Source organism: Parabacteroides caecihominis (assembly GCF_023656785.1).
GTDB classification, from domain to species: domain Bacteria; phylum Bacteroidota; class Bacteroidia; order Bacteroidales; family Tannerellaceae; genus Parabacteroides; species Parabacteroides segnis.
This window is the reverse complement of sequence record NZ_JAMOKS010000027.1, coordinates 68,172-93,036: the sequence shown is the minus strand read 5'-3', so window position 1 is coordinate 93,036 and position 24,865 is coordinate 68,172. Positions and strand designations below refer to the sequence as shown.

The following is a 24,865-nucleotide window of genomic DNA, read 5'->3' as shown; positions in this document are numbered from 1 at the left end:
TGAATATTGTTAGCCAATGTGTTAAAAACAAAATCTTGTGATATTTTTTTGACGAAAAATAACACAGGGTAATAATTATTTCATATATTTGTCGCGGATATAAAATGTACAGAGTTCTTTTAGTACTAAGTTATCAACGCCAACTAAAAAAACACTTGGTGCTAAAGAATTATTGAAAATTATATCTAATGAGAATTAGAACAGACCATTGTTTCGCCAAAGCAATGGCTATTGTATGTTCAAATAAAAACCATCAATTATGTTGAAAAACTTTAAGCCTGTAGGCTTATTGCTGTTGGCCGGTACACTGGGTATTCCCGGATATGTATTTGCGGATACGGTTACAGCAATGCCAAAAACAAGTATTTCCCAACAGACTGGGAAAGTAACGGGAACAGTTGAAGATGAATTCGGTCCTGTAGCCGGAGCATCTGTCGTAGTAAAAGGTACAACTAATGGATCGATTACCGATATGGACGGTAACTTTACATTGGAGAATGTAAAGAGCGGTGACATTATTCAGATTTCTTTTATAGGGTACTCAACCCAGGAAATCAAGTACACTGGCCAACCGGCTTTACAAGTAAAACTGGCGGAAGACGCTCAGAAACTGGATGAAGTCGTTGTAACAGCTTTGGGTATCAAACGCGAAAAGAAAGCGTTGGGTTATTCGGTAAGTAGTGTGAAAGGAGAAGAACTGACTGAAGCCGGTACACCGATGAATGCTATGCAAGCTCTGTATGGTAAAACTTCAGGTTTACAATTACAATCTACAGCTTCCGGTCCTTCCGGTGGTATGAACATTAAGGTTCGTAATGCCATTTCGTTGACAGAAGATTCTTCTACGCGTCCATTGATTGTAGTAGATGGTATTCCTATTCATGATGAAAATACCGGACAGTCTACCAACAGCCGTACCGGTGGTGACCATGGTACTGGTTTGAACGACATTAACCCGGAGGACATTGCTTCCATTGAAATTCTGAAAGGAGCGAAAGCGGCCGTATTGTATGGATCGGAAGGTGCTAACGGTGTCATGTTGATTACTACTAAAACCGGTGGTAAAAAAGGATTAGGTATTGATTTCGGTATCAACCATTCCTGGAATGTGGCTGCATACTTACCTGAATTGCAGAATGAATTCGGTACAGGTTCGAGTCCCGGTACTGCCGCTTTAAAAGAAATCTCTAAAGATGGTTTCTATACAATGACTGACCCGCATACCGGACAAACTGTCGAGTCTTTGTGGAGAGGTTCCAGTTATAACTTCGGTCCACGTTTAGATGGCCGTCAGTTGTTATGGTGGGACGGTCAATATCATTCTTATTCTGCTCAAAAGAATAATCAAAGAGATTTATATCGCACAGGTGGTCAAACCAATGTGAATTTTGCATTGAGTAATGGCGGAGAGCTGGGGTCTTTCCGTTTGTCATACAACTATCGTGATTACAATGCTATCTCTTATGGTGCAGATAACAAAGCCCACTCATTTAGTTTTGCAGCAGATCTGAAAGCAAATGACTGGATTAAGGTGAAAATGAATACCAACTTCTCGAATACGAAAGATCACAATGCTCCGTATGCCATGCAAAGTTTTGCAACTTATGGTTTCCCTCGTGAACAGGATGTCAACTTGATCAAAGATATGTATCTGACAGATGAAGGTTACAATTATTTCAGCATGAACAATTCTGTTACGCAGATGGCTCCTTATACCAGTTATTTCTCTGGTTATTATTGGTCACAATTGCGTAACTCGAATGACTTTGACCGTAACCACTTGATTCAATCATTGAACGTTGATGTAACATTCAATGATAAGTTCTCTTGGACTACGCTGGGTGGTATTGACTGGACGGTATCCGATCAGGAAATTAAGCAACATGTCAGCAAGCCGTTGTCTTACGAAAATAAGCAAGGTTGGTATCAGATTGCGAACAAACGTAACATGATTATGTACGGTCAGTCTTCTTTCAACTACAATCAGACATTCAATGACGTTTGGGATTTATCAGCCATGGTCGGTGGTGCTGTTAAGTATAATAAAGAGGAATATCAGGAACAATACGTAGCGGAAACATTCGCTATTGAAAACTGGTTTTCTTTGAGTAATACGCGTGAAGACTTCGGACCTCGTTCCAGCCGTTCTCGTGGAAATGACTTATTGTTGAGTGTGTTCGCTTCTGCTCAGTTAGCTTATGCCAACCAGGTGTATTTGGAAATCCAGGCTCGTAATGACTGGTCTTCCATCCTTCCTCCGGAAAATAACCATTACTTCTACCCAGGTGCCAGCTTGTCATGGATCTTCACGGAAGCATTCGATATTCCAAGTTTGAACTTTGGTAAAGTACGTGCTTCTTGGGCCGACGTCGGTCGTCCGGGTCCTCGTTATTATGGTAACGTAGACTTCTCGTTAGGTGCTTATGGTGGACAACCTACCATGTCGTTACCTGATTATTTGCCACCGGCAGACTTTGCTTCAGCAACTGGAGGATTCCCGGTTCCGAACTTGAAGCCTGAACGTAAACGTGAATATGAAATCGGCTTAGAAGGAGCATTCTTACCGGGTAACCGTATCGGTGTAGATTTCTCTTTCTTCCATAATAATACATACGACCAGATCACGAAGTTAACAGTGCCTTCTTCTTCCGGTTTAACCGAAGTTCGTATGAATGCAGGTGATATCGCCCAAAGTGGTATTGAATTTTCTGTGAATACAAAGCCGATCATGACGAAAGATTGGACATGGGAAGTTGGATTCAACCTGGCGAACTATTCAACCAAAGTAAAGAAATTGGGTAAAGGTATTAATCAGTTGGATATGTGGGGCGCTACCGGTGCTTCTGTTCGGAGTATTCCTAATGGCGAATATGGTGAAATCTATATTTATCCATATCAGCGTGACGAACAGGGTAACCGTATCGTAAACCAGGGAACCGGTGTTTGGGACTTTGATAAAACGAAAATGATAAAAGTTGGTAAGATTACGCCGGATGTTGTCGGTGGTTTGACTACAAGCCTGTCATATAAAGACTTTTCTTTGAGTGCAGTCTTTGACTTCCAGTTCGGTGCAACCATGATTTCTCAGACAAATATGTTTTTGTTAGGTAATGGTTCCGGCGTTGAATCATTGAAGTATCGTGATGAAGCCCGGGGTGGTCTACCTTATTATGTGAATACGGCTGGCGAACGTATCAAGTTGGATAGCCATTCAGCCGCTGTACCTGCTGATTCTTTCTACCCATTTATTTTGCATGATGGTGTAATTACTCCTGGTGTTACAAGTGATGGAAAACAGAATGAAAAAGTGATCTCTGCTGAACAATACTACAGTCAGTTATATTGGCAGGGAGGTATGGATTTGTCTGAAGACCAGATCTATAAAAGTGATTACATAGCTTTGCGTTCTTTGTCGTTCAACTATAATTTACCAAAAAGTTTCGTCTCAAAGTTCAAGATTCAAAGCGCACGTATCAATGCCTTTGCAAACAACTTGTGCTATATTTATAAGGCAATTCCGAATGTAACACCGGAATCTACACAAGGTACTAACTCATTTACAGAGGTTAGTAGTATCCCGGGTATCCGCAGTTTTGGTTTGGGTCTTAATGTTTCATTCTAATCAGTATAACAAAGTATGAATACAATCAGAAAATATATAACCAGTTTAGCTTTAGGCGTTGCCGTAACCGGAGCAATGGTGTCATGTGACACACTGGATGAGAAATTTTATAATCCGGATAAATTGACGGAAGCTGACTTCAGCTTGCTGTTTGCTTCTGCTCAGACAAAAGGACATTTGTTCCGGTATGATTACGGTGCGACTTACCATTACATGAGAGGTTTCGGTAAGATGTTAGGATTAGGTGTCAGTCCATTGTATCTGGATAGAACTCAAAACAATACGATTGTCCGTCCGTGGGATGGCTGGTCAGGTACTCCGTTTAATGAGTTTATATTCACACAGACTTGTACCAATTACAGCAAGGAACTCAGTGGCATGAAATTGCTGTATGCCGACATGACAGAAGAAGAGCAAGAACAAAACAAAGTGTATATGCTTTGTAGTGATATTATCCGTTCTTATGCATTCCAACGTGCAACAGACTTGTACGATGATATGCCTTATTCAGAAGCCGGAGGTGCTTTCCAAGAACTGTTTTACCCTAAATATGATACACAAGAAGAGATTTACATGAATATCATGGAAACTCTGAAAAATGCAGCTGCTGAATTAAGTGAATATCAATTTCAAACAGATGCACAAGAGTCAAAATTCTCTTCTGTAGATATTTTGTGTAACGGTGATTTGGACAAATGGATTCGTATGGCAAATTCTTTACGTTTGCGTATGGCAATGCGCCTCTGCCATGTGAAACCGGATGCAGCTCTTTCGACTATTAAAGAGTTGATTGCCGAAAACCGCATGTTGACAGAATATTCACATGATCTTGGTTTTGAAGAACAGGATAAAACACATGCCTTCGAATTGACGTTCTTCCGTGGTTTGGATGAACGTGGATATGAATCAGGTGCACCGGCAACGATCATTGAAGATATCATGAATTATGAATATCAGCCAGGTGATGAAAATGGTATCACTCGTCACGATTTTGACCCACGTTTGTATGCCATGTTCCAACCGGATATCCACGGACGCTATATTGGTTTGCCATTAACAATAGAAGAAGCTGAAGCGGAACTTCCTAACTATTATACAGAAAAGGAATTGACTGATATGTATAATTTTAATGATGTGGTTACTAATCCGTGGAATCCGGAACGTATTCCTACAATGTATAACCGTCGCACTTACTTCAATTTCGATATGAAGTTTCCGGTAATGGGTTCAACAGAAACAAACTTGTTATTGGCTGAAGCCGCTGTACGTTGGCCGGGCGAGTTAGGTAATATCGATGTTAAAAGCTGTATTAAGAAGGCCATTGATGCTTCTACTCGTTTCTATTATAACGTGAACAAAACAATGAGTTATAATGAATCTTCTCTGCCGAGTATTCTGTATGTTCAGGCAAAGGCTAAAGCTCCGGAATTGGACGAAGATCATCTGGCTGATTATGAAGAACTAGCTGCTAACAAGTTTGCTAGTTTGGCCTCAACAAAAGATAAACTGAAATTCATTTTCGACCAGAAGTTCTGCCACATGAATATCATGAATCCGTATGAAATTTACAACGAAGCTCGTCGTTTGGTAAAAGACTTCGACGGAGAACTGCCTTTCGTCTCCACTCCTAATGTGGTATTCCAGGAACGTATGTTCTATCCGTCCAGTGAGTTGACTAACAACGGTGATAACTTTGCAAAAGTTGCTCATAAGAATACATACGACACACCAGTTTGGTGGACAGGACGTACAACTCCTGCAGAAAACCATAATGGTAATGCATTGTAATAAACATTAGCTTAATGCTACATAACCGCAAAGGCTGTCGAGAAACTTTTTCGACAGCCTTTATTCACTATAAAATGTACTGCATAATTTAACAAAATGAGTAAAAATGAAATCGATTAATATGATCCTGTATTGGGTAATAGCGATGGTGATCGGCCTATCGGCTTGTGGTGATGACGATGAAAAGACAATACCGGCTCATACAGAAGAGGAGAAAATATGGATTGCCGATAATCAGAAATATTTTCAGGAAAAAAAGGAAGATGTAGAGGATGACGGACAATTACTGTATCAGCGATTGGTCGTGGATGAAGATACGCTTTTGTATCGTGTACTGGAAACGAGTCAAATAGATTCTTTCCCTGAGATAGATGCTGATGTAAAAGTTTCTATGTTAGGAGTAATTCCGGTTTCCCAAACGGTTATCGTAGGTAATAAAGATGGTAATCCGATAGATCAGACTTTAAAATTGGACAGTCCGAATCTGATTAAGGGCCTGGCTGCTCTTTTGCCGAAAATCCGTAAAGGAGAAAGGGTAGATGCTATAATCCCTTATCAGTTGGGATATGGGGATCGTAATTACTCCAATCCGTATATTCCATTATGCTCAACGTTGCAATTTACTTTTACTGTAAAAAGTTTTGATTAAGCTAAAAAAGGAGAGGTTGTTTCATTTCAAAAATTGAAAGATCCTCTCCTTTTTTATATTCAACACTAATATTTCTTCTCATTCGCCAGATTCCACATATTCAGGAAAGAGGCTTTTGTAATATCTACGATCTTGTCCCAGTTGATCTTTTCGACATGGTCGCTCGGCATATGGTAGTCAGGATGACCGTTAGTGTGATACCAGATAATAGGGATATCGCGTTTGGCAAAAGAACCGTTATCACTCCCTCCTACCGGCTTGTCCCAGGGGTGATAAACAGGTTTCAGGTTCAGGCCATATTTCTTGATATCACTCTTTAGCCAGTCACCGAAAGCCTTGTTTGCTTCCGTATAGAAATAATCGACCTGCTCGGGAACCGCTTCGTTCGAATTGCGGCCGATCATATCATAATTCAAATATCCCTTTACATCTTTCAGGAAAGAACAGTTCTGCACAAAATATTCAGAGCCTAGCAATCCTTTTTCTTCACCGTCCCAGAAAGCAAAAATAACCGTACGCTCCGGTTGCTCACCGGAGGCCAGGAATGCTTTTGCAACCTGAAGGACAGCCGATACACCCGAAGCATTATCATCCGCCCCGTTATAGATCTGGTCACCGTCCAGCATCGGATCGAATCCCAAATGATCATAATGAGCCCCGATGATAACATATTCATTCGGATTCTTCCCTTCTATCTTACCCAAAATATTACGCATGGATAACTTCTGATGTACGCCTTGCTTCAGTTGGGCGATCGAATCAGGATGTACCTGGAAACGTCCCCTCTTCTGGCGTTCCTTATTATAAGCCTCGAAAGGTTGGTAATAAGACTCATTCAAGGGAGCGATGCCCATTGTCTTCAGGTTGGAGACGATATACTCGGCAGCAATCCTTCCTCCCTGGAAACCGGCTTCACGCCCTTCCAGTTCGTCACTGGCTAAGAAACCGATATAGGCTTCCGCGTTTTCCTTATTAATGGTGTTCAGTCCTTTTTCTACAGGCGACTGTGCCCAAAGAGTGGTAGATAGCATGACGGATGCTACAAATAAACCTGTTCTTTTCATTATATGATTGTGTTTTACAAATTATCGGAAATAAATAGTTTCAGCTTCCGAATGTAGCCTATCTTCGTTTTCCAAGACAAAGATAAAAGATAAATCGAAGAATTGTAAGGGATAGAAAATAAAAAAAGGCTAATCTTCGCTGTTCAGTCAGCGTCGAATGCCCATCTTTCGATCTCTCACCAGTCTTATAAAAGACCCTGGTGAAGAGAATACATCAAAATAATATACTTTCTTTTTGTTTAATTTTTTGCGTTAGCGCCCATTTCATCTAACAGGCGACGGATTTCAGCATTTACTCGCTGACTCATTGTACCATTTCTCATTGACTGATAACGATCAGCCTGATAACGCAACATCGCTAAAGTACGAAGATTTTCTTCATTTCTACTTGTCATCATAATCTTTACTTTTTTATGTCTTCCACGCTTGGAAGACTCGTTAATAATTAACCTAAACCTTAATCTTTTCTTTTTGTTTACAGTGCAAAGATAAGCACTTTTTCCGAAACTATGCTATAAAACATATAAAATATTTCTATCTTTACATTTATTTAATCTATAGAAATAGATTTTCAGAAGATAACCGTCCTACTCCACCTCGGTTAATTCGCCTGTAACTGAATTAATTACAAAGCCTCTAACCGTAATATCGGTAGGAATCAACGGATGGTTGCGAACTTGTTCGACTGTATCTTTTACTGAGCATTCTGTCGAGTCAAACCCACGAAGCCAGTATTTAAAATCGATTCCGCAGTAACGGATCATATCGATTCGCTCAGCGGGAATACCCCGTTTCTTCATTGCTTCGATCATCTCGTCGCTGTCCATATGCTGGGCACCGCAATCAGAATGACCAATGATCATGATCTCAACCACTCCCAGTTCATAAATAGCAACCATCAGACTGCGTATCACACTGCCGAACGGATGCGAAATGATTGCACCGGCATTCTTTATGATTTTCACGTCGCCATTCTTTATGCCCAATGCGGCAGGAAGCAATTCTATCAGACGAGTATCCATACAGGATACGATGGCAATCTTTTTATCGGGATACTTATTCGTTATAAACTTTTCGTATCCTTTCTTATCTACAAATCCCCGGTTGTATTCAAGTAATTCGTCTATCATGAGTCTGTCTTTCTTTTAATAATAATACTAGCTATATAAATAACAACACTGGTTCAAATAATGTTGTGGAATTTCAACGCTTTGAATATCCCGTCCTCATCAACGGAATCGGTTACATAATCCGCATATTGTTTTACGTCGTCGTCAGCATTCCCCATAGCAACCCCGATCCCGGCATGCTGAAGCATGGCTACATCATTACCGCCATCTCCGAAAGCCATACATTCATTTAATGGTATCTTAAAGTATTCCAGCATTTTATCAATACCGATCCGCTTACTGCTTCCGGCAGGTACCACATCGGTAAACAACGGATTCCAACGGGTGGATTCGCAATGGGATAAGATAGACATGATCTTTTTCTCCTGTTCGGCAGTAAAAAATGAGACTAGCTGGTAAACCGTCTTTCCCTTCATTTCACTCAGAGGATGGATAGGTGGCTCCGGAAAATTCAGCATATTGAATATTTCTTCCACCGTTTCATCCTTATAATTCATAAAGATTTCTTTTTCCTGGACAAAAGCACAAGGGAAAGACTCTTCAGTTTCCAAATAGCGGATCAATGCATCGATATCCCTGTCGGGAATGCTGTGTTTATAGATCACTTTGTCTTCTCCGGCAAAACAATATCCACCGTTCAGTGTGACATATCCGTCAAATTTTAAATCTCCCAGATTGTTGATGGAACTGTAATGACGACCTGTTGCTATAAAAACTTTAATACCTTTCTTCCGTAAGATATCCAATGCGTCAATGGTAGAGCGGGGTACTTCATGTGTCTTAAAACTGACCAACGTCCCGTCTATATCGAAGAAAATTGCCTTAACCATACTTTTTCTAATAACCTAAATTTGATACAAAGATAAGAATAAATAAACACATGCGGATTTTTATATACCTTTGTAAGTAAGATCTTAATAACAATTTAATAGGTAAGCTATGGAATACAGACAATTAGGAGGATCGGGACTTTATGTACCCGTGCTTTGTTTAGGGACTGCTACTTTTGGAGGTACAAACGGTTTCGAAGGATGGGGACATACCCAGGTGGACGAAGCCAAGCGTATGATAAACCTTTGCCTCGATGCGGGTGTAAACCTGTTCGACACGGCTGATGCATATTCAGACGGACTTTCTGAAACGATATTGGGAAAAGCTGTTGAAGGGCTGAGAAATAGACTGTTGATATCGACCAAAGCCACATTCAACCTGAATCCGGAAGGACGAAACGCTATGGGTTCTTCCCGCTTCCACCTCATCAAGGCCTGCGAAGCCAGCTTGAAACGACTGAATACCGATCATATTGATATTTATCATATGCACGGATTTGACGCCAATACGCCGGTAGAAGAAACGCTTCGCGCTCTGGATGATCTGATCACTGCCGGAAAAATACGGTATATCGCTTGCTCTAATTTCTCCGGATGGCATCTGATGAAGGCTTTGTCTGTCTCCGAACGCTATGGCTGGAGTCGTTATGTGGCACAGCAGGTTCATTATTCTTTGCTCAACAGGGAGTTTGAATGGGAATTAATGCCGCTCGGAATCGATCAGAAGGTAGGTTCCATCATCTGGAGTCCTCTTTCAGCAGGACGTCTGGGCGGAAGATACCGGCGCAACAATCCGATACCGGCCGACGGACGTGTGGCTCGGGGCGGAAGTCCTATCCCCGATGAAGCTACTTCCTACGAACGTTTATATAATATAATGGATGTATTGGATGAAATAGCAGAAGATACAGGACATTCGGTAGCACAATGTGCGCTGAACTGGTTACTGCAACGCCCAACTGTTTCCAGCCTGATAATCGGGGCCAGCACGGAAGAACAATTAAAACAGAATCTGGAGGCTGTCGGCTGGAACCTGACACCGGAACAGGTAAAAAAACTGGATAATGCCAGCCAGGTCACCCCCGTTTATCCATATTGGCACCAGGCACAATTCCCGTTTTTGAATGCACAGATTCAATTTTAGGAATAATTGAACTATCTGCAAATTATAGGATGAGCCAATTAGTGACGGTGCCTTCAGGCTGTAGGCCTTTAACAAACCTGCCTAGGGTTAGATGGGCTGGTTTGTTAAAGCCTTACAGGCTTACATTGACACCGTAAGGGCGGTTCGCGAACCGCCCCTACCAACGACGCTACATTCATATTTGAGAAATTCCGAATCAATTCCCCACTACATTATTATTGGTGCACCTCACATTGTCTTATTATCTTTATCTTCCTCCTCCTCGTCATATTCATCATCAAATTCATCATCATCGAACACATCACGATCTTCCAATATCTCAAGACCGAAATCGCCGCCTGTGGATTCTTCCAATATAGGGATATATTTACTTGCCTCAAGAGAAGTTTCGGCAACCAGGTGAGGGCGGCCACCTCTCCCATATTTATATTCAATCAAAGGAATCTCTTCCGTATCCTCTTCCAGTATATATTGCGTCAGGGCAAAACTCTTATCCGGTTTGATCCCGAACTCTTCGGCAAACTCTATAGCCCCATAAATAAAATTATGAGCTTCATTATAACTGATTTTAATACCGCAATCAGTGGCCGTTCTTTCAACAAAATCGTCATACTCATCCGGTGGCACATTAAACCGATATACAGAATGTTTCACTCCCAGACACAACGTATCTACGACGTAAACTCCGAATGTATAATTTCCACCGGCATGACGACGAACTACGATCACTTCTGCTACAGCTCCTCTTTCATCTTTCCAGTCATCGGAGACATAGCACACCTCTATCGGTAAATTTCTAGCTTTCAAACGAATATACTTTTCAGGAGAGAGTAACTGAAACTGATTCTGCTTGCTTTTATTTTTTGCCATTTACTTGTTTGTTTAGTTTCGCTAAAGGTACGATTTATTTAGCTTATACAAAAAAAACGGAACCTCCTTTCGAAGATTCCGTTTTACTATTTAGATGACCAAATAATCAATTATTCTTCAACGCCCCACTGCTGTTTAGCCAAACGCTTGTAGTTGTTAAGTCTCCACTTAGCGTTGTCTTCGGCAGCCTGGAACAATTGACCTGCTTCAGCCGGGAATTGTTTTGTCAGAGATGCGAAACGTACTTCACCTTTCAGGAAGTCCTGGAATTTGCTCCAATCCGGTTCTTTGCTATCCAAAGTGAACGGATTCTTGCCTTCTTCTTCCAAAGCTGGGTTGTAACGCCACAAATGCCAGTAACCGCATGCTACTGCATCAGCTTCTTCCTGCTGGCTCTTACCCATACCCTTCTTCAAACCGTGGTTGATACAAGGAGCATAAGCAATGATCAATGAAGGACCATCATAAGCTTCAGCTTCGCGGATCGCTTTCAATGTCTGAGCCTGGTCGGCACCCATTGCGATCTGAGCAACATAAACGTAACCGTAAGTTGTAGCCATCAGACCCAGGTCTTTCTTACGGATTCTCTTACCGGAAGCAGCAAACTTAGCGATTGCACCTACCGGAGTAGCTTTAGAAGACTGACCTCCCGTATTTGAATAAACTTCAGTATCCAATACCAGGATGTTAACGTTCTTACCTGAAGCAATTACATGGTCAAGACCACCGTAACCGATATCGTAAGAAGCACCGTCACCACCGATAATCCACTGTGAACGTTTTACCAGGAAGTGAGAAAGCTCCTTGATCTGTGCGCTAAGCGGACAGCCGTGAGTGATACCTTCTTCAGCAATAGCCAATACCTGAGGAGCCAGTTCTTTTGTCTTATCGGCATCATTCTGATTTTCAACCCAAGCCTTCAGAACTTCCTTAGCTTCAGCAGGAGCGTTGTCGGCAGCGATAATTTCGTTCATCGCATTTGTCAGGCGTGCACGCATTTTTTCGTTAGCCAATTCCATACCCAGACCGAATTCGCAGAAGTCTTCGAACAATGAGTTAGCCCAAGCCGGACCCTGACCCTTATCGTTTGTTGTATAAGGAGTAGAAGGAACTGAACCTGAATAGATAGAAGAACAGCCTGTTGCGTTAGCTACCATTTCACGGTCACCGAACAGTTGAGTTACCAACTTCACGTACGGAGTTTCACCACAACCGGAGCAAGCACCGGAGAACTCAAACAACGGAGTTGCAAACTGAGAGTTCTTCACGTTAGCCTTCACATCAACCAGATGTTGTTTTGTTGTCACCTTTTCAGCACAGAAATCCCAGTTCGGAGCTTCATCCAATTGAGTTTCCAAAGCAGCCATCTTAAGCGCTTTACCACCCTTCTTCGGATTTCCCGGACAAACATCGGCACAGTTACCACAACCCAGACAGTCAAGAACGTCTACCTGAATACGGAACTGCATTCCTTCGAATTGTTTACCTGTTGCTTTCAAAGAGTTATTGAACGGAGCAGCAGCCTGTTCAGCAGCATCCAACACGAACGGACGGATAGAAGCGTGAGGACAAACATATGCACACTTGTTACACTGGATACAGTTATCCGGTTCCCAAACAGGAACGAAAGCAGCTACACCACGTTTTTCATATTTAGATGTTCCCTGATGCCATGTTCCGTCTTCGATACCTTCGAATGCAGAAACCTTCAGCAGGTCACCATCCTGTGCATTGATAGGACGAACTACTTCGTTGATGAAAGCAGGATCGTTGTTTGCAACAGCTTCATCGTCCGGCAGGTTAGCCCAGTCCGGATCAACTGTCAGCTGAGTATATTCGCCACCACGATCGACAGCAGCATAGTTCTTATTAACTACATCTTCACCTTTCTTACCGTAAGACTTCACGATGAATTTCTTCATCTGTTCGATAGCCAAATCAACAGGAATTACACCTGTGATACGGAAGAATGCAGACTGAAGGATTGTATTGGTACGGTTGCCCAAACCAATTTCCAAAGCAATCTGAGTTGCATTGATATAGTAAACAGTAATATTTTTCTGAGCGAAATAACGTTTTACCTTGTTCGGCAGGTGTTTAGCCAACTCTTCGCCATTCCATACAGTGTTCAACAGGAATGTACCGTTTTCACGCAAACCGCGAGTAACATCGTACATACGCAGATAAGCCTGAACGTGACAAGCAACGAAGTTCGGAGTATTTACCAAATAAGTTGAACGAATCGGATGATCACCGAAACGCAGGTGAGAACAAGTGAAACCACCAGACTTCTTAGAATCATAAGAGAAGTATGCCTGGCAATATTTGTCTGTATTGTCACCAATAATCTTTACTGAGTTCTTGTTAGCACCAACCGTACCGTCAGCACCTAATCCGTAGAACTTAGCTTCGAACATGCCTTCGCCACCCAAAGCGATTTCTTCTTTCTGAGGAAGAGAAGTGAATGTCACGTCGTCTACGATACCCAGTGTGAACTGGTTCTTCGGCATCGGCAATGCCAGGTTTTCGTATACAGCGATGATCTGTGCCGGAGTAGTATCTTTAGAACCCAGACCATAACGGCCACCCACGATAACCGGAGCGTCAGCCTGTCCGTAGAAACAGTCTTTTACATCCAGATACAAAGGTTCGCCAGTTGCACCCGGTTCTTTTGTTCTGTCAAGAACTGCGATACGTTTTGCTGTCTTAGGAACAGCAGCCAGGAAATGCTTAGCAGAGAACGGACGATACAAATGAACAGAAACCAAACCAACTTTTTCACCCTGAGCAGTCAGGTGGTCGATAGCTTCGCGGGCAGCTTCGGTTACAGAACCCATTGCGATAATCACACGTTCTGCATCTTCTGCTCCGTAGTAATCGAACAAACCATATTTACGGCCTGTGAGCTTGGAGATTTCGTTCATATATTCTTCTACGATAGCAGGAACTGCTTCATAGTATTTGTTTGAAGATTCTCTGTGCTGGAAGAAGTGATCCGGGTTTTCAGCCATACCGCGAGCTTCCGGTTTTTCAGGATTCAAAGCACGTGCACGGAATTCAGCCAACGCCTTCTGGTCGATCAGCGGAGCCAGGTCATCATTTTCCAGAGCTTCGATCTTCTGGATTTCGTGAGATGTACGGAAACCGTCGAAGAAGTTCACGAAAGGAACACGAGACTTGATAGTAGCCAGGTGAGCTACACCAGACAAGTCCATAACTTCCTGAACAGAACCTTCTGCCAACATTGCGAAACCAGTCTGACGAGCAGACATAACATCCTGATGATCGCCGAAGATACACAAGGCATGAGATGCCAGTGTACGGGCAGATACATGGAATACGCAAGGAAGCAACTCACCGGCAATCTTGTACATGTTAGGGATCATCAGCAACAATCCCTGAGAAGCCGTGTAAGTTGAAGTCAGGGCACCAGCCTGCAAAGAACCGTGAACTGCACCCGCAGCACCACCTTCTGATTGCATTTCCTGTACCAAAACCGTTTCGCCGAAAATATTCTTACGTCCGGCGGCAGCCCATTCGTCTACATATTCTGCCATTGTAGACGACGGAGTGATGGGGTAGATAGCGGCTACTTCGCTGAACATATATGAAATATGAGCAGCAGCCTGGTTACCATCACAGGTCAAAAATTTCTTCTGTTTTGTCATAGACTTTTACTATTAGTATTTAAAAGAATTTCTTAGTATAAAAAGCCAAACAGCCAAAGCGGGATCATATTCTCTTCTCCTACTTCGACCTTGTCTACAGCATAGTATAAATCGGGATTGTTTTTTACTTTCATACTTTCCTCTATCCTGAAATTATACTTTCCGTTTACCAAAAAGTGTGCGTTCTTCATTCCCTCATTTAGCGTATTGTCTTTCAAAAGCTGGTTATAGAAAAAAGATTCGCGCACTGCCTGCACATTTACCTCCATCGGACGGATGGGGTACATCAGATTCGAATTGTACATATACACGGTAGATGGTTTTTTCGGAAACGATTCGCCTACCGGATATAACATATTCATTAAACGGGCATCGGTCAGATATTTTATATAATTCATCACTGTAGCCCGTGACGTTTCTATTTCTTTGCTCAACTGGCTGACATTCGGCGTACACGGTGCACTGATAGCCAGCAGATACAACAGTTTGCGGAGTTTGGGCAGATAGCTTTGCTCGATTTGCTTGATGTACAAGACATCTACCTCCAGCATCATATTCATTGTCTTCAGCAGGTTCTCTGAGAAATTACGTTTCTCCAGGAAGAACGGATAAAAACCATGATGCAAATAATCCTGAAAATAAGCCATCGGTTTGGCTACCGAACAAATATTCTTCGCAATCTCCTGATGGTTCCCGATTATTTCTTCAAACGTATAAGCCGGAAAATTGTTTCCCGACATCAGATTCAAAAACTCGCGGAAAGAAAAACCACGCAGATTATATGAAACAACTTTACCTGAGAGATCCGGATTTTCCTCTTTCAGCCTCATAACAGACGAACCGGAAAAGATAATCTTCAGATCTTCAAAATTATCATAACAATAACGTAACTCTTTCGACCATCCGGAATATTTGAAAACCTGGTCGATCAACAACACCTTCCCTCCTTTTGCCCTGAACTCAGAAGCAAAGTCGACCAGCGTACGTTCCGTAAAATAAAAGTGATTCAGATTTATATACAGGCACTCTTTATTATCAGCACCAAAATGTTCGCGGGCATAATCCAGTAAAAAAGTAGTTTTCCCTACTCCACGAGAGCCTTTGATCCCGATCAACCGGTCATTCCAGTCAATCTCATCCATCAGCCCCCGGCGTACCGGTGCATGCAAATGTTCTACAAGGTATTTATGTGTTTTAAAGAATGCTTCCACCTGACTGTCTTACTATATAGACCGCAAAGATAGAAAATATCCTCAACTTTGCAATACCGAGATAGCAATTTTATTTTCAGTTGGCAATCCAAAGTTGGCAAAGCGTATTGACGTTTGAGAATTTAGAGTTGGCAGTTAACACTCCCGATTTATCCAAAAGCATTAACTGTCAACATCTTTTATCTGATTATTCAATTACCGTAACCCAACCGTATGTATCAGGTTCGTCACCGTATTGGATGCCACGCAGTTTGTTATATAGTTTTTCGCAAACAGGACCAGGTTTGCCGTCCTTGGCTATCACATATGACTTATTGATATCCAGGTCATCGATCTGCGAGATCGGAGCGATAACGGCTGCTGTTCCACATTCTGCCGCTTCATCAAATGTCGCAATTTCTTCTACCGGAACTGGACGACGTTCAACAGTTAGTCCCATATCTTCCGCCAATTGCTGCAAACTCTTGTTTGTAATAGAAGGCAGGATGGAATGAGATTGCGGAGTGATATAGCTGTTTCCACGGATACCGAAGAAGTTAGCCGGACCACATTCGTCCAGGTATTTCTTTTCTTTCGGGTCCAGATACAACACGGCTGCATACCCTTTTGAATGAGCGATCTCACCGGCAACCAAACTGGCTGCATAGTTACCACCAACTTTGATCGTACCTGTTCCATAAGGTGCTGCACGGTCGAACTCACGCATGATACAAACCTTTGACGGTTGGAATCCGCCTTTAAAGTAAGGTCCTACAGGAGTTACAAACACCATAAACATATATTCGGGAGCCGGCTTCACACCAACCTGTGCACCCAGGCCGATCATCAGCGGGCGAATATATAATGCAGCCCCGCTCTCATAAGGCGGAACAAAGCGTTCATTCAATTTCACAACTTTACGGACTGCTTCTTCAAACATTTCCACAGGAAGTTCAGCCATCTTGATGCCACGGCTGGAAGATTGCATACGTTTGCCGTTTTCATCCATACGGAACACACGGATTTTACCGTCTTTTCCCTTGAATGCTTTCAAACCTTCAAACGACTCCTGTCCGTAATGGAGGCAAGTAGCTGCCATGTGAATATTGATAATCTCAGAAGAACTAACTTCCAATTCACCCCACTTACCATCGCGATAGTAACACCGTACATTGTAGTCTGTCTTCATATAACCGAATGCCAGATCAGACCAATTCATATTTTCCATATCTTGTCGTAATTAGATTATGAGCGCAAAAGTAAGCTATTTCGGATGATAATTGTTACTTTTGCAGCAAAAATAATTAAAATATGAAAGTTATTGATCTGATCAACGGCAGTAAAACGACTGCTTTTTCATTTGAAATTCTACCTCCTCTGAAAGGGAACAGCATACAGAAGGTATATAATGTGATTGATAAACTGAAAGAATTCGACCCTAAATACATTAATATAACTTCTCACCATAGCGAATGTATTTATAAAACGCTTCCCGATGGTAGCTTCCAGAAAGTGAACATCCGCAAGCGTCCGGGTTCGGTTGCCATTGCTTCTGCTATCCAGAATAAATATGGCATTCCGGCAGTTCCACATATTATATGTAAGGGATTTACAAAAGATGAAACGGAATATGCGTTGATCGATCTTAATTTCCTGGGAGTTTACGACCTGCTGCTGTTGCGTGGTGATGTAAAAACACTGGAAGCCGGACAAAATACAGATTTATATCACGAACATGCGACTGACCTTCAGGAACAGGTAAACAATTTCAATAAAGGTATTGCCGTAGACGGTTCCACATTCGAAGCAAACGAAACACCGTTCTCATACGGTATGGCTTGCTATCCGGAAAAACATGAGGAAGCACCGAATATGGAATCGGATATTTTTTATCTGAAAGAGAAAGTAAAAAACGGTGCTGATTATCTGGTTACCCAGATGTTTTTCGACAATGAAAAATATTATTCATTTGTGGAACGCTGCCGCGCCGAAGGTATCGATGTCCCGATCATTCCAGGCATCAAGCCGGTTGTCTTTAAAAACCAGCTGACCGTATTACCTAAAATATTCCGTTCAGACATTCCCGAACCGTTTGCAACAGAATTGCGGAAATGTAAAAATGATGATGAAGTAAAAGCCGTAGGTGTCGAATGGTGCATCCAGCAATGCAAAGACCTGATCGCCCACGGTGTCCCAAGCCTGCATTTTTATACAATGATGGCTACGGATAGTGTTTACAAAGTGGCAAAAGAAGTATATTAAAACCGTTGGTGGAACTAATCGATTGCCAGGAGACAACGGGTTGAATAAAAAGCGTAATACTGACGAAATCCGGAGAACATTACTATGTCTTATTAATTAGAGGTAGGTGTAAATGAATTTAGACGTACCTCTAATTCGATTTACACCTACCTCTAAATTTATTTAGACCTACCTCTGTCTGAAAAAACATTAGATTGCTTTACGCTGATCAACTGAATAACTTTACACCATGAAGCGATTCAAATCCTTATCTTCACAATTATAGAAACCATCGATATGAATATTATTCTGCGTATCAATCTCCACAACAGCAAAACTGTTGTTATCGGGAAGGTTTCCTTCTATCATCCCTTTCATTGTCCAGTAGTGGATATTATTACGGAAACTGTAATGTCCCGCATGATGATGTCCCTGGAATACAGCTAGCACATTCCCGTTTTCTTCTAACAGAGGAACTATTTCGTCCGCATTACTTACACAAAGCGATTTACTGATATCGGAGAAGCGGTCTAACAACTGATGGATAAAAATGATGACCGGTTTGTTATTTCCTTTCAATTCTTTCTTCAGCCAGTCTATCTGGTCTTCAGGGACATAAGCCTTTGTCCAGTCAAAATTACCTTTATCATACGGGGTCCCGTCCAGATTGTAGTTCGCATCCAGGACTATGAATTTTATATTATCAAAAGCAAATGAATAATAAGCCTTCTTGTCGGCATCACCCTGATTGGATGTATGTTGCAGAAAATCGTCTTTGGAGATGCTATCCATATCATGATTTCCCAGGACATGGTAAACCGGTCCCCGGAACGATTGAAAGACGTTTTCTATTTCATCCAGATAAGTAATTGTCTGTTCCCGCCGGGGGACATTATCCTGATCCTTCAGATCGCCCATTTCGATCACAAAATCCAGATTGGAAGAGTTGAAGACCTCCATGGCCTCTTTCAATTTATCCATTGTCTGAGGGAAATAACGGGTCCCATAAGGTTCCCGTCGCGAATAATGCAGATCGGTAACAACCCCAAACCGGACAGGCCGTTGTCCCCCACAGGATACAAATGAAGGAGAAGCTGCCAGGACCAACACCCCTCCGCATGCCTTTTTTAAAAATAAGCGTCTGTTCATCATATTAAAAATTTCATAGGTTATAGAGTCATGCCGGTAACCTGCCGGATGTAGCAGGCTATCAGCATTGGCTTACAATATTAATAATAAAAAGTCAATATACCTACCATCCCGGATTTTGGATTAATTGCGGGTTCAAGGTTATTTCATTAATAGGAATACATTCCAGATAATCTCTTTCCGGATCAAAACCATATCCATTGGGAATCTGGCCGATATAAGGATCTAATAATCCATTTTCATCCACCTTATAATTAATCTTCACACCTTCCCACTCCGACAGATCCAAAGGATACCCTTTAGGACGTTTTCCTTTGAGCAGACTATGTGCCGCCCACCTCATGATGTCGTCATACCGAAAACCTTCACAACCTAATTCCACCGTACGCTCCCTTCTTATTTCATACAATTCATCTGAAATAGCATAACCGTAATCGGCATATAAAGAACGGTTTATATCAGACTGTACTTTAAAGTCCGGCATCCCTACCCTTCTCCTCAACAAATTGACAGACTTATCATAATCAACAACTTCCCCCAGTTCACATTTAGCTTCCGCATAGTTCAACAAAGCCTCGGCATAACGGAAAACAATGGCTCCCGTCACACAATTTGTATTCCATGATACACCGCTCCCCGCCTGAGGATCTTTCGGGTCATTCCCTTTCTTTATCTGAAAACCCGTATTATTCAAATACTCCCCGGACTGATTCAGGAAAGGCTTGGTAAATATACCTTTGCCATAACCGTTATCCCACATCACCATATCAGGAATCCAAATAGTCTGGGATAAACGCGGATCACAATCTTCGGCAATCTTTGTCAGAAAATCACCGCCTTTCACCGTTTTCCCAACAGATATATAATCATACGGTTCACCGTTCTTTTTCAGATAATGGTGAATTTGCTCCATTGTCAGAGAATTTCCGGCCGTCCGGTCAGAAACATATATCTGAAAAGAATGTCCCATCCCCAGTCCTTTATCATAACGTTTCCAGAGAAGAGCCTCCTTATTAGACGTTTGATCTGTTAAGGAAAACATCTTACAATAATCTTCCGACGGAGAATTTGTTGAATATAATCCTGTCGAATATTGGGGATCCATCAATTCTTCCGCAGCCTCAACCGCCAAGCGGAAATATTTATCCGGATCAGCTCCGGAAGTACCAAACGCAGTTCCTTTATGATATTTCTGCCAACTGCCTTCATACAAAGCGACTCTCGATTTAAAGAGCAATGCGACTTCCTTACTCAACCGGTTCGAGCCACCATCCACAGATTTCAATGGATTCAGGTACTCTATTGCCTTATCCAGGTTCCACAGGATCGAATCTACAACAAGCACACGGGAATCCCTAGCCTTATACAACTCTTCAGAGCTTGTATCCAGCGCCTTGGAAAACCAAGGGACATCCCCATAGGCACGTACCTTTTCAAAATAAAACCAGGCTTTAAAGAAATGGGCTTCTCCGACATAATGTTTATAACTATCGAAAGGATCTTTACATTTCCAATAGTTATCAAAAAACACATTCACACTTCGTATCTTCGTCCAGTTCCACTCTTTATCAGACGTTGAAGTGACCGGAGAACGCGAACCATTCCACACCGTACTGGGAACACCTGTTATCTGTGTATCAGAACCTCTCGTCCCATCCCATCCAATCAGTCCGGTATAACTTCCAACAACTTCGAATGCCGGAAGCGATGGATAAAACTGTAACGTATAATTAGCCAGATCGCTGGTCGCTTTCCAATAATCGTCATTTCCAATCTGAGTTAACGGCTTCTTTTCCAGATAATCGTCACAGGAACTTATCAGTATTGCACACAATAAACAGAGAGGCAATAATATTATATTTCTTTTCATTATATCAAATTTTAAAAGGATTCATCAAAATGAAACATTTAAGCCAAAAGACAGAACAGCCAACGAAAACATCGATTTACCATTTCCATATTTACCCAGGTTAGCAGTCTCCGGATCAAAACCGACAGGAAGCTTGGTTAATGTCAGTACATTCTCTGCCGAACAATAAATCCTGGACTTTTGTAACCCCACTTTCTTTAGGACCGTCTGAGGTATCGAATACCCCAACTGTAAATTTTTAAGTCTCAGATAAGCACCATTTTGCAGGTATCTGGTCTGTATTTGCTGGTTCTTTTTATAAAGACTGGACTGGCTGTATGGCCGGGGATAATACGCATCCGTATTTACTCCTAATCCTGAATAAGTACTTTCTTCCGCATCCCGGTAATAATCCAGATGATGCGGGAACAGGGTCGTTTGATTCCAGTTATTAAATCCCCAGAACATATTACCGGTCAGCCACAAATCTCTTTTCGCCGTGCCCTGGAAAAATGCCATAAAATCAAATCCTTTATAATCAGCAGATAATGTTATTCCAAACTGGTACCGGGGAGTATTATTACCTATTATCCGCAAATCACCATGATCGGAAACCGTATTCTTACCGTTATTTATCAAACCGTCATTATTCAGATCCCGATACATAACATCTCCGGTACGCCATACCTGGGCATTAATGAAATTCTGCGATTTACTTTGATTAATCCGATCCGCATCTTCCTGCGTCCGGATCAAACCAACAGTTTCATATCCCCATATTTCTCCAATTGTTTTTCCTTCATAATCAGTCGTCAGTATTCCGGTCGGATTATTATACTTGGTAACAACACTCTTATAATCAAACAACATGGCAGTGACCGAGTAAGAAAAGTCATTACTTACCTTATCCCTCCAGGTAAAAGACAAATCCCAGCCCCTCGTTCTCAGTTCAGAGTTATTCTCTTTAGGTATATCAGCACCTAACACGGCAGGCAGGGCTTGAGCCGGTCCAAGCCGGTTAAAGGTTAGACGTTGATAATAATCGGCAGTTATCTGCAGCCTGTTATTAAAGAATCCCAGATCAGCACCTACATCCACCGTCTTTGATGACTCCCAGGTCAGCACAGGATTAATCAGATTCGGAGCAGTTGTATAAGCAGGACGTTTGCTGTTTAAAATCCATTCCAGATTCATCTCCGTACCCAGCAAAGGCAGATCCTGGTAAGCATCTACATTCTGATTACCCAAACTTCCCCATGAAGTTCTTAACTTTAGTGTATTTACATAAGGAGAAACTGCTTCCCAGAACTTTTCATGGGAAATATTCCATCCTAAAGAGAAAGAAGGGAATAACCCCCACCGGTGGTCTTTCGTGAATTTGGAAGTTCCATCATAACGGGCATTCACTTCCAACAGATATTTCCCCATATAATCATAATTCAGACGGGCAAAATAACCCTGAGTAGACCAGTGCGTCAGATCATCAGTTGTCTGCATTTCACCCGTAGCGGTAGAAATAGACGGAACCTCCGGCGTTATAAGTTCTTTTTTCAATCCGCTCAGATAATCATAAGAGTTCGACTCTTGCTGAAATCCCAACATTGCCGTGAAGTGATGTTTATCCTTCAAGTCAAATTTATAAGAAGTATAGACATTCAATGAATTATACATCGTATGGGACTTATACTTATTCACATACGAAGGAACTGTTGTCGGAATAGCCGACAAAGAACCATCCACCAGATCTTCATAAGCGGTAAGATTATTGGAAGTGAAGCTGGTATAAGGAAAATCTATTGAATAGTCCGCGCTGATCGTCCAATTCTTCAAAGGGGTAATATCCGTAGCAAAACGTTGCAGTATACCTCTTGTTATTGTCTTATCCGATCCGGCTTCGATCATCGGTATTCTTGACAAACGGGAATAATAACCGTTCGGTGATTTCAAGAACTGGTTAGGCTGCGTACGGAATATCTGGTGGATCATCATGTCATAATCGCCTTCATCATCATAGTTCGGATTCTCCCGGGTAGACTGGACCACGCGTGTATTGGATGATAATTTCCACCATTTGGTTAAACTCAAATCCAGTTTCGCGTTGAAGTTGATCCGCCGATATGTATCTTTTCCGAAATTAAGAATACCTTTTTCATAAGCATGTCCGGCAGAAAGGTAAAAAGCCAAATCTTTACCACCTCCTTTAATCGACACATTCTCCTGATTACGGACGCCGGAACCGAAATGCACATCAATCCAGTCATTATTGCCATTTGCCAACAAATAAGTAGCCCATTGATTGGAATTTGTTGCGTCAGGAACAGTTTCCGGTAGTGACGGATTATTAATGTAAGCTATAATACGGTCTATCGTTTCTTCGGCAAACAACCGGGATTCTCCCTGGTTATCATGAAACTCATTCATTGCCCGTACGAAAGTATAGGAATCGACCATCCGCGGTTTACGGATCGGCTTTGTAAAGGCAACATTCGCAGAGAAATCAACCTGTATCTTCTCTTCACGCTTTCCCGACTTCGTCGTTATAATAACTACACCATAAGGAGCCCGGGCCCCATATATGGCAGAAGCCGCAGCATCCTTCAATACAGATATATTTTCGATATCATTGGGATCGATCATATTCAGATCCCCCACCGTCCCATCAATAAGCACATAAGGTTCTCCCTGACCACGAATCTGCAAATTCAATTTCGCCCCCGGTTCAGAACCCGAATTCCCATAAGAGAAATTCACACCGGAAACCGTACCCTGCATCACTTGTGACACATTCGTTGACGGACGATTTTTCAATCGATCTCCATCCACCACTTCAATAGCGCCGGTCAGGTTCACCTTTTTCTGTGTACCATAACCGACTACAACCACCTCCTCCAGTTTTTCGTTGTCTTCATGCATCACCAGCATGATCGATTCCTGCGCTTTCATCTCTATCGGCTGGTAGCCTATATATGAAAATCTCAATATGGCAGAAGAAGGAACATCTTCCATGGAAAAGTTTCCGTCGACATCCGTAATAACTCCCTGATTAGATCCTTTAATTACTACATTTACTCCAATCAGAGGGAAACCGGTATCGTCCTTTATATTCCCGAAAACAGTAATTCCTTTTTGCTGCTGGAGGACTGCGACACTTTTAACACCTGGAGTTTGTGGTGCATCCTCCTTCTTGACAACTACCTGCCGCCCTTTTACAACATAAGTGAGTCCCGTACCTCTAAATACGTCTTTCAGAATATCTTTAATCGGCTGATCTTTGATATTCACATTCACTTTATGACTTAAATCGATTTTGGAAGCATGATAGATAAATACATAATCACTGTGATTTTCAATAAATGTAAATACATCTTCCAACGTTTTATCCTGCATGTTGATGCTCAACTTCTCATGCTGGGCAGAGATAGGTAAAGCTGATAAATGGTTAACAGAAATAGAAATAAAACATGCTGATAAACAAAAACATTTAAAATAATTAGTCATTTTCAGACCAATCGTCTTCATTTTTTTCATACCTTTGTTTATTAATTCTTTAAGTGAGTTTTAATTTTAGAGAATTTTCCAGATCGGGTAATACGGCTAATATTATCCGATCTTTTTTGTTTTTCAATTCGATATACCCATAGGCTGTCTTATTTAATTAATAATTTTATTTG

The 24,865-nt window shown here is 41.8% G+C and carries 16 protein-coding genes; 5 read left to right on the top strand and 11 right to left on the bottom strand.

The window, feature by feature from the left end:
• Positions 1 to 259: 259 nt before the first annotated feature.
• The 3 genes from NBH14_RS20235 to NBH14_RS20225 all read left to right on the top strand — a co-directional run bounded on the left by NBH14_RS20235 (position 260) and on the right by NBH14_RS20225 (position 6,059).
• Complete coding sequence (locus NBH14_RS20235; protein ID WP_186959182.1) at positions 260 to 3,622, top strand: SusC/RagA family TonB-linked outer membrane protein; 3,363 nt, start codon at positions 260 to 262, stop codon at positions 3,620 to 3,622.
• 15 nt (positions 3,623 to 3,637) lie between these two features.
• The gene (locus NBH14_RS20230) at positions 3,638 to 5,410 is read left to right on the top strand and encodes a SusD/RagB family nutrient-binding outer membrane lipoprotein (RefSeq protein ID WP_186959181.1); all 1,773 of its coding nucleotides are present in this window, start codon (positions 3,638 to 3,640) and stop codon (positions 5,408 to 5,410) included.
• A 106-nt stretch (positions 5,411 to 5,516) separates the two neighbouring features.
• The gene (locus NBH14_RS20225) at positions 5,517 to 6,059 is read left to right on the top strand and encodes an FKBP-type peptidyl-prolyl cis-trans isomerase (protein ID WP_186959180.1); all 543 of its coding nucleotides are present in this window, start codon (positions 5,517 to 5,519) and stop codon (positions 6,057 to 6,059) included.
• Between the two features lie 65 nt (positions 6,060 to 6,124).
• On the opposite strand, the gene NBH14_RS20220 is transcribed toward NBH14_RS20225, so the two are convergent.
• The 4 genes from NBH14_RS20220 to NBH14_RS20205 form a co-directional block, all read right to left on the bottom strand.
• Positions 6,125 to 7,123: a M28 family metallopeptidase gene (locus NBH14_RS20220; RefSeq protein ID WP_186959179.1), complete on the bottom strand. Its 999-nt coding sequence runs from the start codon at positions 7,121 to 7,123 to the stop codon at positions 6,125 to 6,127.
• A 239-nt stretch (positions 7,124 to 7,362) separates the two neighbouring features.
• Positions 7,363 to 7,521, bottom strand: a complete 159-nt coding sequence (locus tag NBH14_RS20215; RefSeq protein ID WP_186959178.1) for a hypothetical protein — start codon at positions 7,519 to 7,521, stop codon at positions 7,363 to 7,365.
• A gap of 189 nt (positions 7,522 to 7,710) precedes the next feature.
• Positions 7,711 to 8,253 carry a beta-class carbonic anhydrase gene (locus tag NBH14_RS20210; RefSeq protein ID WP_007658305.1) on the bottom strand — a complete coding sequence of 181 codons (543 nt, stop codon included), beginning with the start codon at positions 8,251 to 8,253 and terminating at the stop codon, positions 7,711 to 7,713.
• A gap of 53 nt (positions 8,254 to 8,306) precedes the next feature.
• Positions 8,307 to 9,083, bottom strand: a complete 777-nt coding sequence (locus tag NBH14_RS20205) for a Cof-type HAD-IIB family hydrolase (RefSeq protein ID WP_186959177.1) — start codon at positions 9,081 to 9,083, stop codon at positions 8,307 to 8,309.
• 109 nt (positions 9,084 to 9,192) lie between these two features.
• Between NBH14_RS20205 and NBH14_RS20200 the strand changes: the two genes are divergently transcribed.
• Complete coding sequence (locus NBH14_RS20200) at positions 9,193 to 10,227, top strand: aldo/keto reductase (protein ID WP_186959176.1); 1,035 nt, start codon at positions 9,193 to 9,195, stop codon at positions 10,225 to 10,227.
• Between the two features lie 228 nt (positions 10,228 to 10,455).
• Here NBH14_RS20200 and NBH14_RS20195 read toward each other — a convergent pair whose 3' ends face one another.
• The 4 genes from NBH14_RS20195 to NBH14_RS20180 form a co-directional block, all read right to left on the bottom strand.
• Positions 10,456 to 11,097, bottom strand: coding sequence for a hypothetical protein (locus NBH14_RS20195; protein ID WP_186959175.1), 642 nt, complete (start codon positions 11,095 to 11,097; stop codon positions 10,456 to 10,458).
• Positions 11,098 to 11,207: 110 nt separating this feature from the next.
• Positions 11,208 to 14,765 carry a pyruvate:ferredoxin (flavodoxin) oxidoreductase gene (nifJ, locus tag NBH14_RS20190; protein ID WP_186959174.1) on the bottom strand — a complete coding sequence of 1,186 codons (3,558 nt, stop codon included), beginning with the start codon at positions 14,763 to 14,765 and terminating at the stop codon, positions 11,208 to 11,210.
• 32 nt (positions 14,766 to 14,797) lie between these two features.
• Positions 14,798 to 15,976 (bottom strand): ATP-binding protein, encoded by a 1,179-nt coding sequence (locus NBH14_RS20185; RefSeq protein ID WP_186959173.1) that lies wholly within the window; start codon positions 15,974 to 15,976, stop codon positions 14,798 to 14,800.
• A 187-nt stretch (positions 15,977 to 16,163) separates the two neighbouring features.
• A complete protein-coding gene (locus NBH14_RS20180; RefSeq protein ID WP_186959172.1) occupies positions 16,164 to 17,183 on the bottom strand; it encodes a branched-chain amino acid aminotransferase in 1,020 nt (339 codons plus the stop codon).
• Positions 17,184 to 17,266: 83 nt separating this feature from the next.
• On the opposite strand from NBH14_RS20180, the gene metF reads away from it, so the two are divergent.
• Positions 17,267 to 18,217 (top strand): methylenetetrahydrofolate reductase [NAD(P)H], encoded by a 951-nt coding sequence (gene metF, locus NBH14_RS20175; RefSeq protein ID WP_186959171.1) that lies wholly within the window; start codon positions 17,267 to 17,269, stop codon positions 18,215 to 18,217.
• 222 nt (positions 18,218 to 18,439) lie between these two features.
• Here metF and NBH14_RS20170 read toward each other — a convergent pair whose 3' ends face one another.
• The 3 genes from NBH14_RS20170 to NBH14_RS20160 all read right to left on the bottom strand — a co-directional run bounded on the left by NBH14_RS20170 (position 18,440) and on the right by NBH14_RS20160 (position 24,722).
• The gene (locus NBH14_RS20170) at positions 18,440 to 19,348 is read right to left on the bottom strand and encodes a metallophosphoesterase (RefSeq protein WP_250817726.1); all 909 of its coding nucleotides are present in this window, start codon (positions 19,346 to 19,348) and stop codon (positions 18,440 to 18,442) included.
• A gap of 100 nt (positions 19,349 to 19,448) precedes the next feature.
• The gene (locus NBH14_RS20165) at positions 19,449 to 21,215 is read right to left on the bottom strand and encodes a RagB/SusD family nutrient uptake outer membrane protein (protein WP_186959170.1); all 1,767 of its coding nucleotides are present in this window, start codon (positions 21,213 to 21,215) and stop codon (positions 19,449 to 19,451) included.
• Positions 21,216 to 21,239: 24 nt separating this feature from the next.
• Positions 21,240 to 24,722 (bottom strand): TonB-dependent receptor, encoded by a 3,483-nt coding sequence (locus NBH14_RS20160; protein WP_186959169.1) that lies wholly within the window; start codon positions 24,720 to 24,722, stop codon positions 21,240 to 21,242.
• Between the last annotated feature and the right edge of the window lie 143 nt (positions 24,723 to 24,865).

Coding starts and splice junctions, on each gene's coding strand:
- NBH14_RS20235 (WP_186959182.1), top strand. CDS start 260: ATGTTGAAAAACTTTAAGCCTGTAGGCTTATTGCTGTTGGCCGGTACA.
- NBH14_RS20230 (WP_186959181.1), top strand. CDS start 3,638: ATGAATACAATCAGAAAATATATAACCAGTTTAGCTTTAGGCGTTGCC.
- NBH14_RS20225 (WP_186959180.1), top strand. CDS start 5,517: ATGAAATCGATTAATATGATCCTGTATTGGGTAATAGCGATGGTGATC.
- NBH14_RS20220 (WP_186959179.1), bottom strand. CDS start 7,123: ATGAAAAGAACAGGTTTATTTGTAGCATCCGTCATGCTATCTACCACT.
- NBH14_RS20215 (WP_186959178.1), bottom strand. CDS start 7,521: ATGATGACAAGTAGAAATGAAGAAAATCTTCGTACTTTAGCGATGTTG.
- NBH14_RS20210 (WP_007658305.1), bottom strand. CDS start 8,253: ATGATAGACGAATTACTTGAATACAACCGGGGATTTGTAGATAAGAAA.
- NBH14_RS20205 (WP_186959177.1), bottom strand. CDS start 9,083: ATGGTTAAGGCAATTTTCTTCGATATAGACGGGACGTTGGTCAGTTTT.
- NBH14_RS20200 (WP_186959176.1), top strand. CDS start 9,193: ATGGAATACAGACAATTAGGAGGATCGGGACTTTATGTACCCGTGCTT.
- NBH14_RS20195 (WP_186959175.1), bottom strand. CDS start 11,097: ATGGCAAAAAATAAAAGCAAGCAGAATCAGTTTCAGTTACTCTCTCCT.
- nifJ (WP_186959174.1), bottom strand. CDS start 14,765: ATGACAAAACAGAAGAAATTTTTGACCTGTGATGGTAACCAGGCTGCT.
- NBH14_RS20180 (WP_186959172.1), bottom strand. CDS start 17,183: ATGGAAAATATGAATTGGTCTGATCTGGCATTCGGTTATATGAAGACA.
- metF (WP_186959171.1), top strand. CDS start 17,267: ATGAAAGTTATTGATCTGATCAACGGCAGTAAAACGACTGCTTTTTCA.
- NBH14_RS20170 (WP_250817726.1), bottom strand. CDS start 19,348: ATGATGAACAGACGCTTATTTTTAAAAAAGGCATGCGGAGGGGTGTTG.
- NBH14_RS20165 (WP_186959170.1), bottom strand. CDS start 21,215: ATGAAAAGAAATATAATATTATTGCCTCTCTGTTTATTGTGTGCAATA.
- NBH14_RS20160 (WP_186959169.1), bottom strand. CDS start 24,722: ATGAAAAAAATGAAGACGATTGGTCTGAAAATGACTAATTATTTTAAA.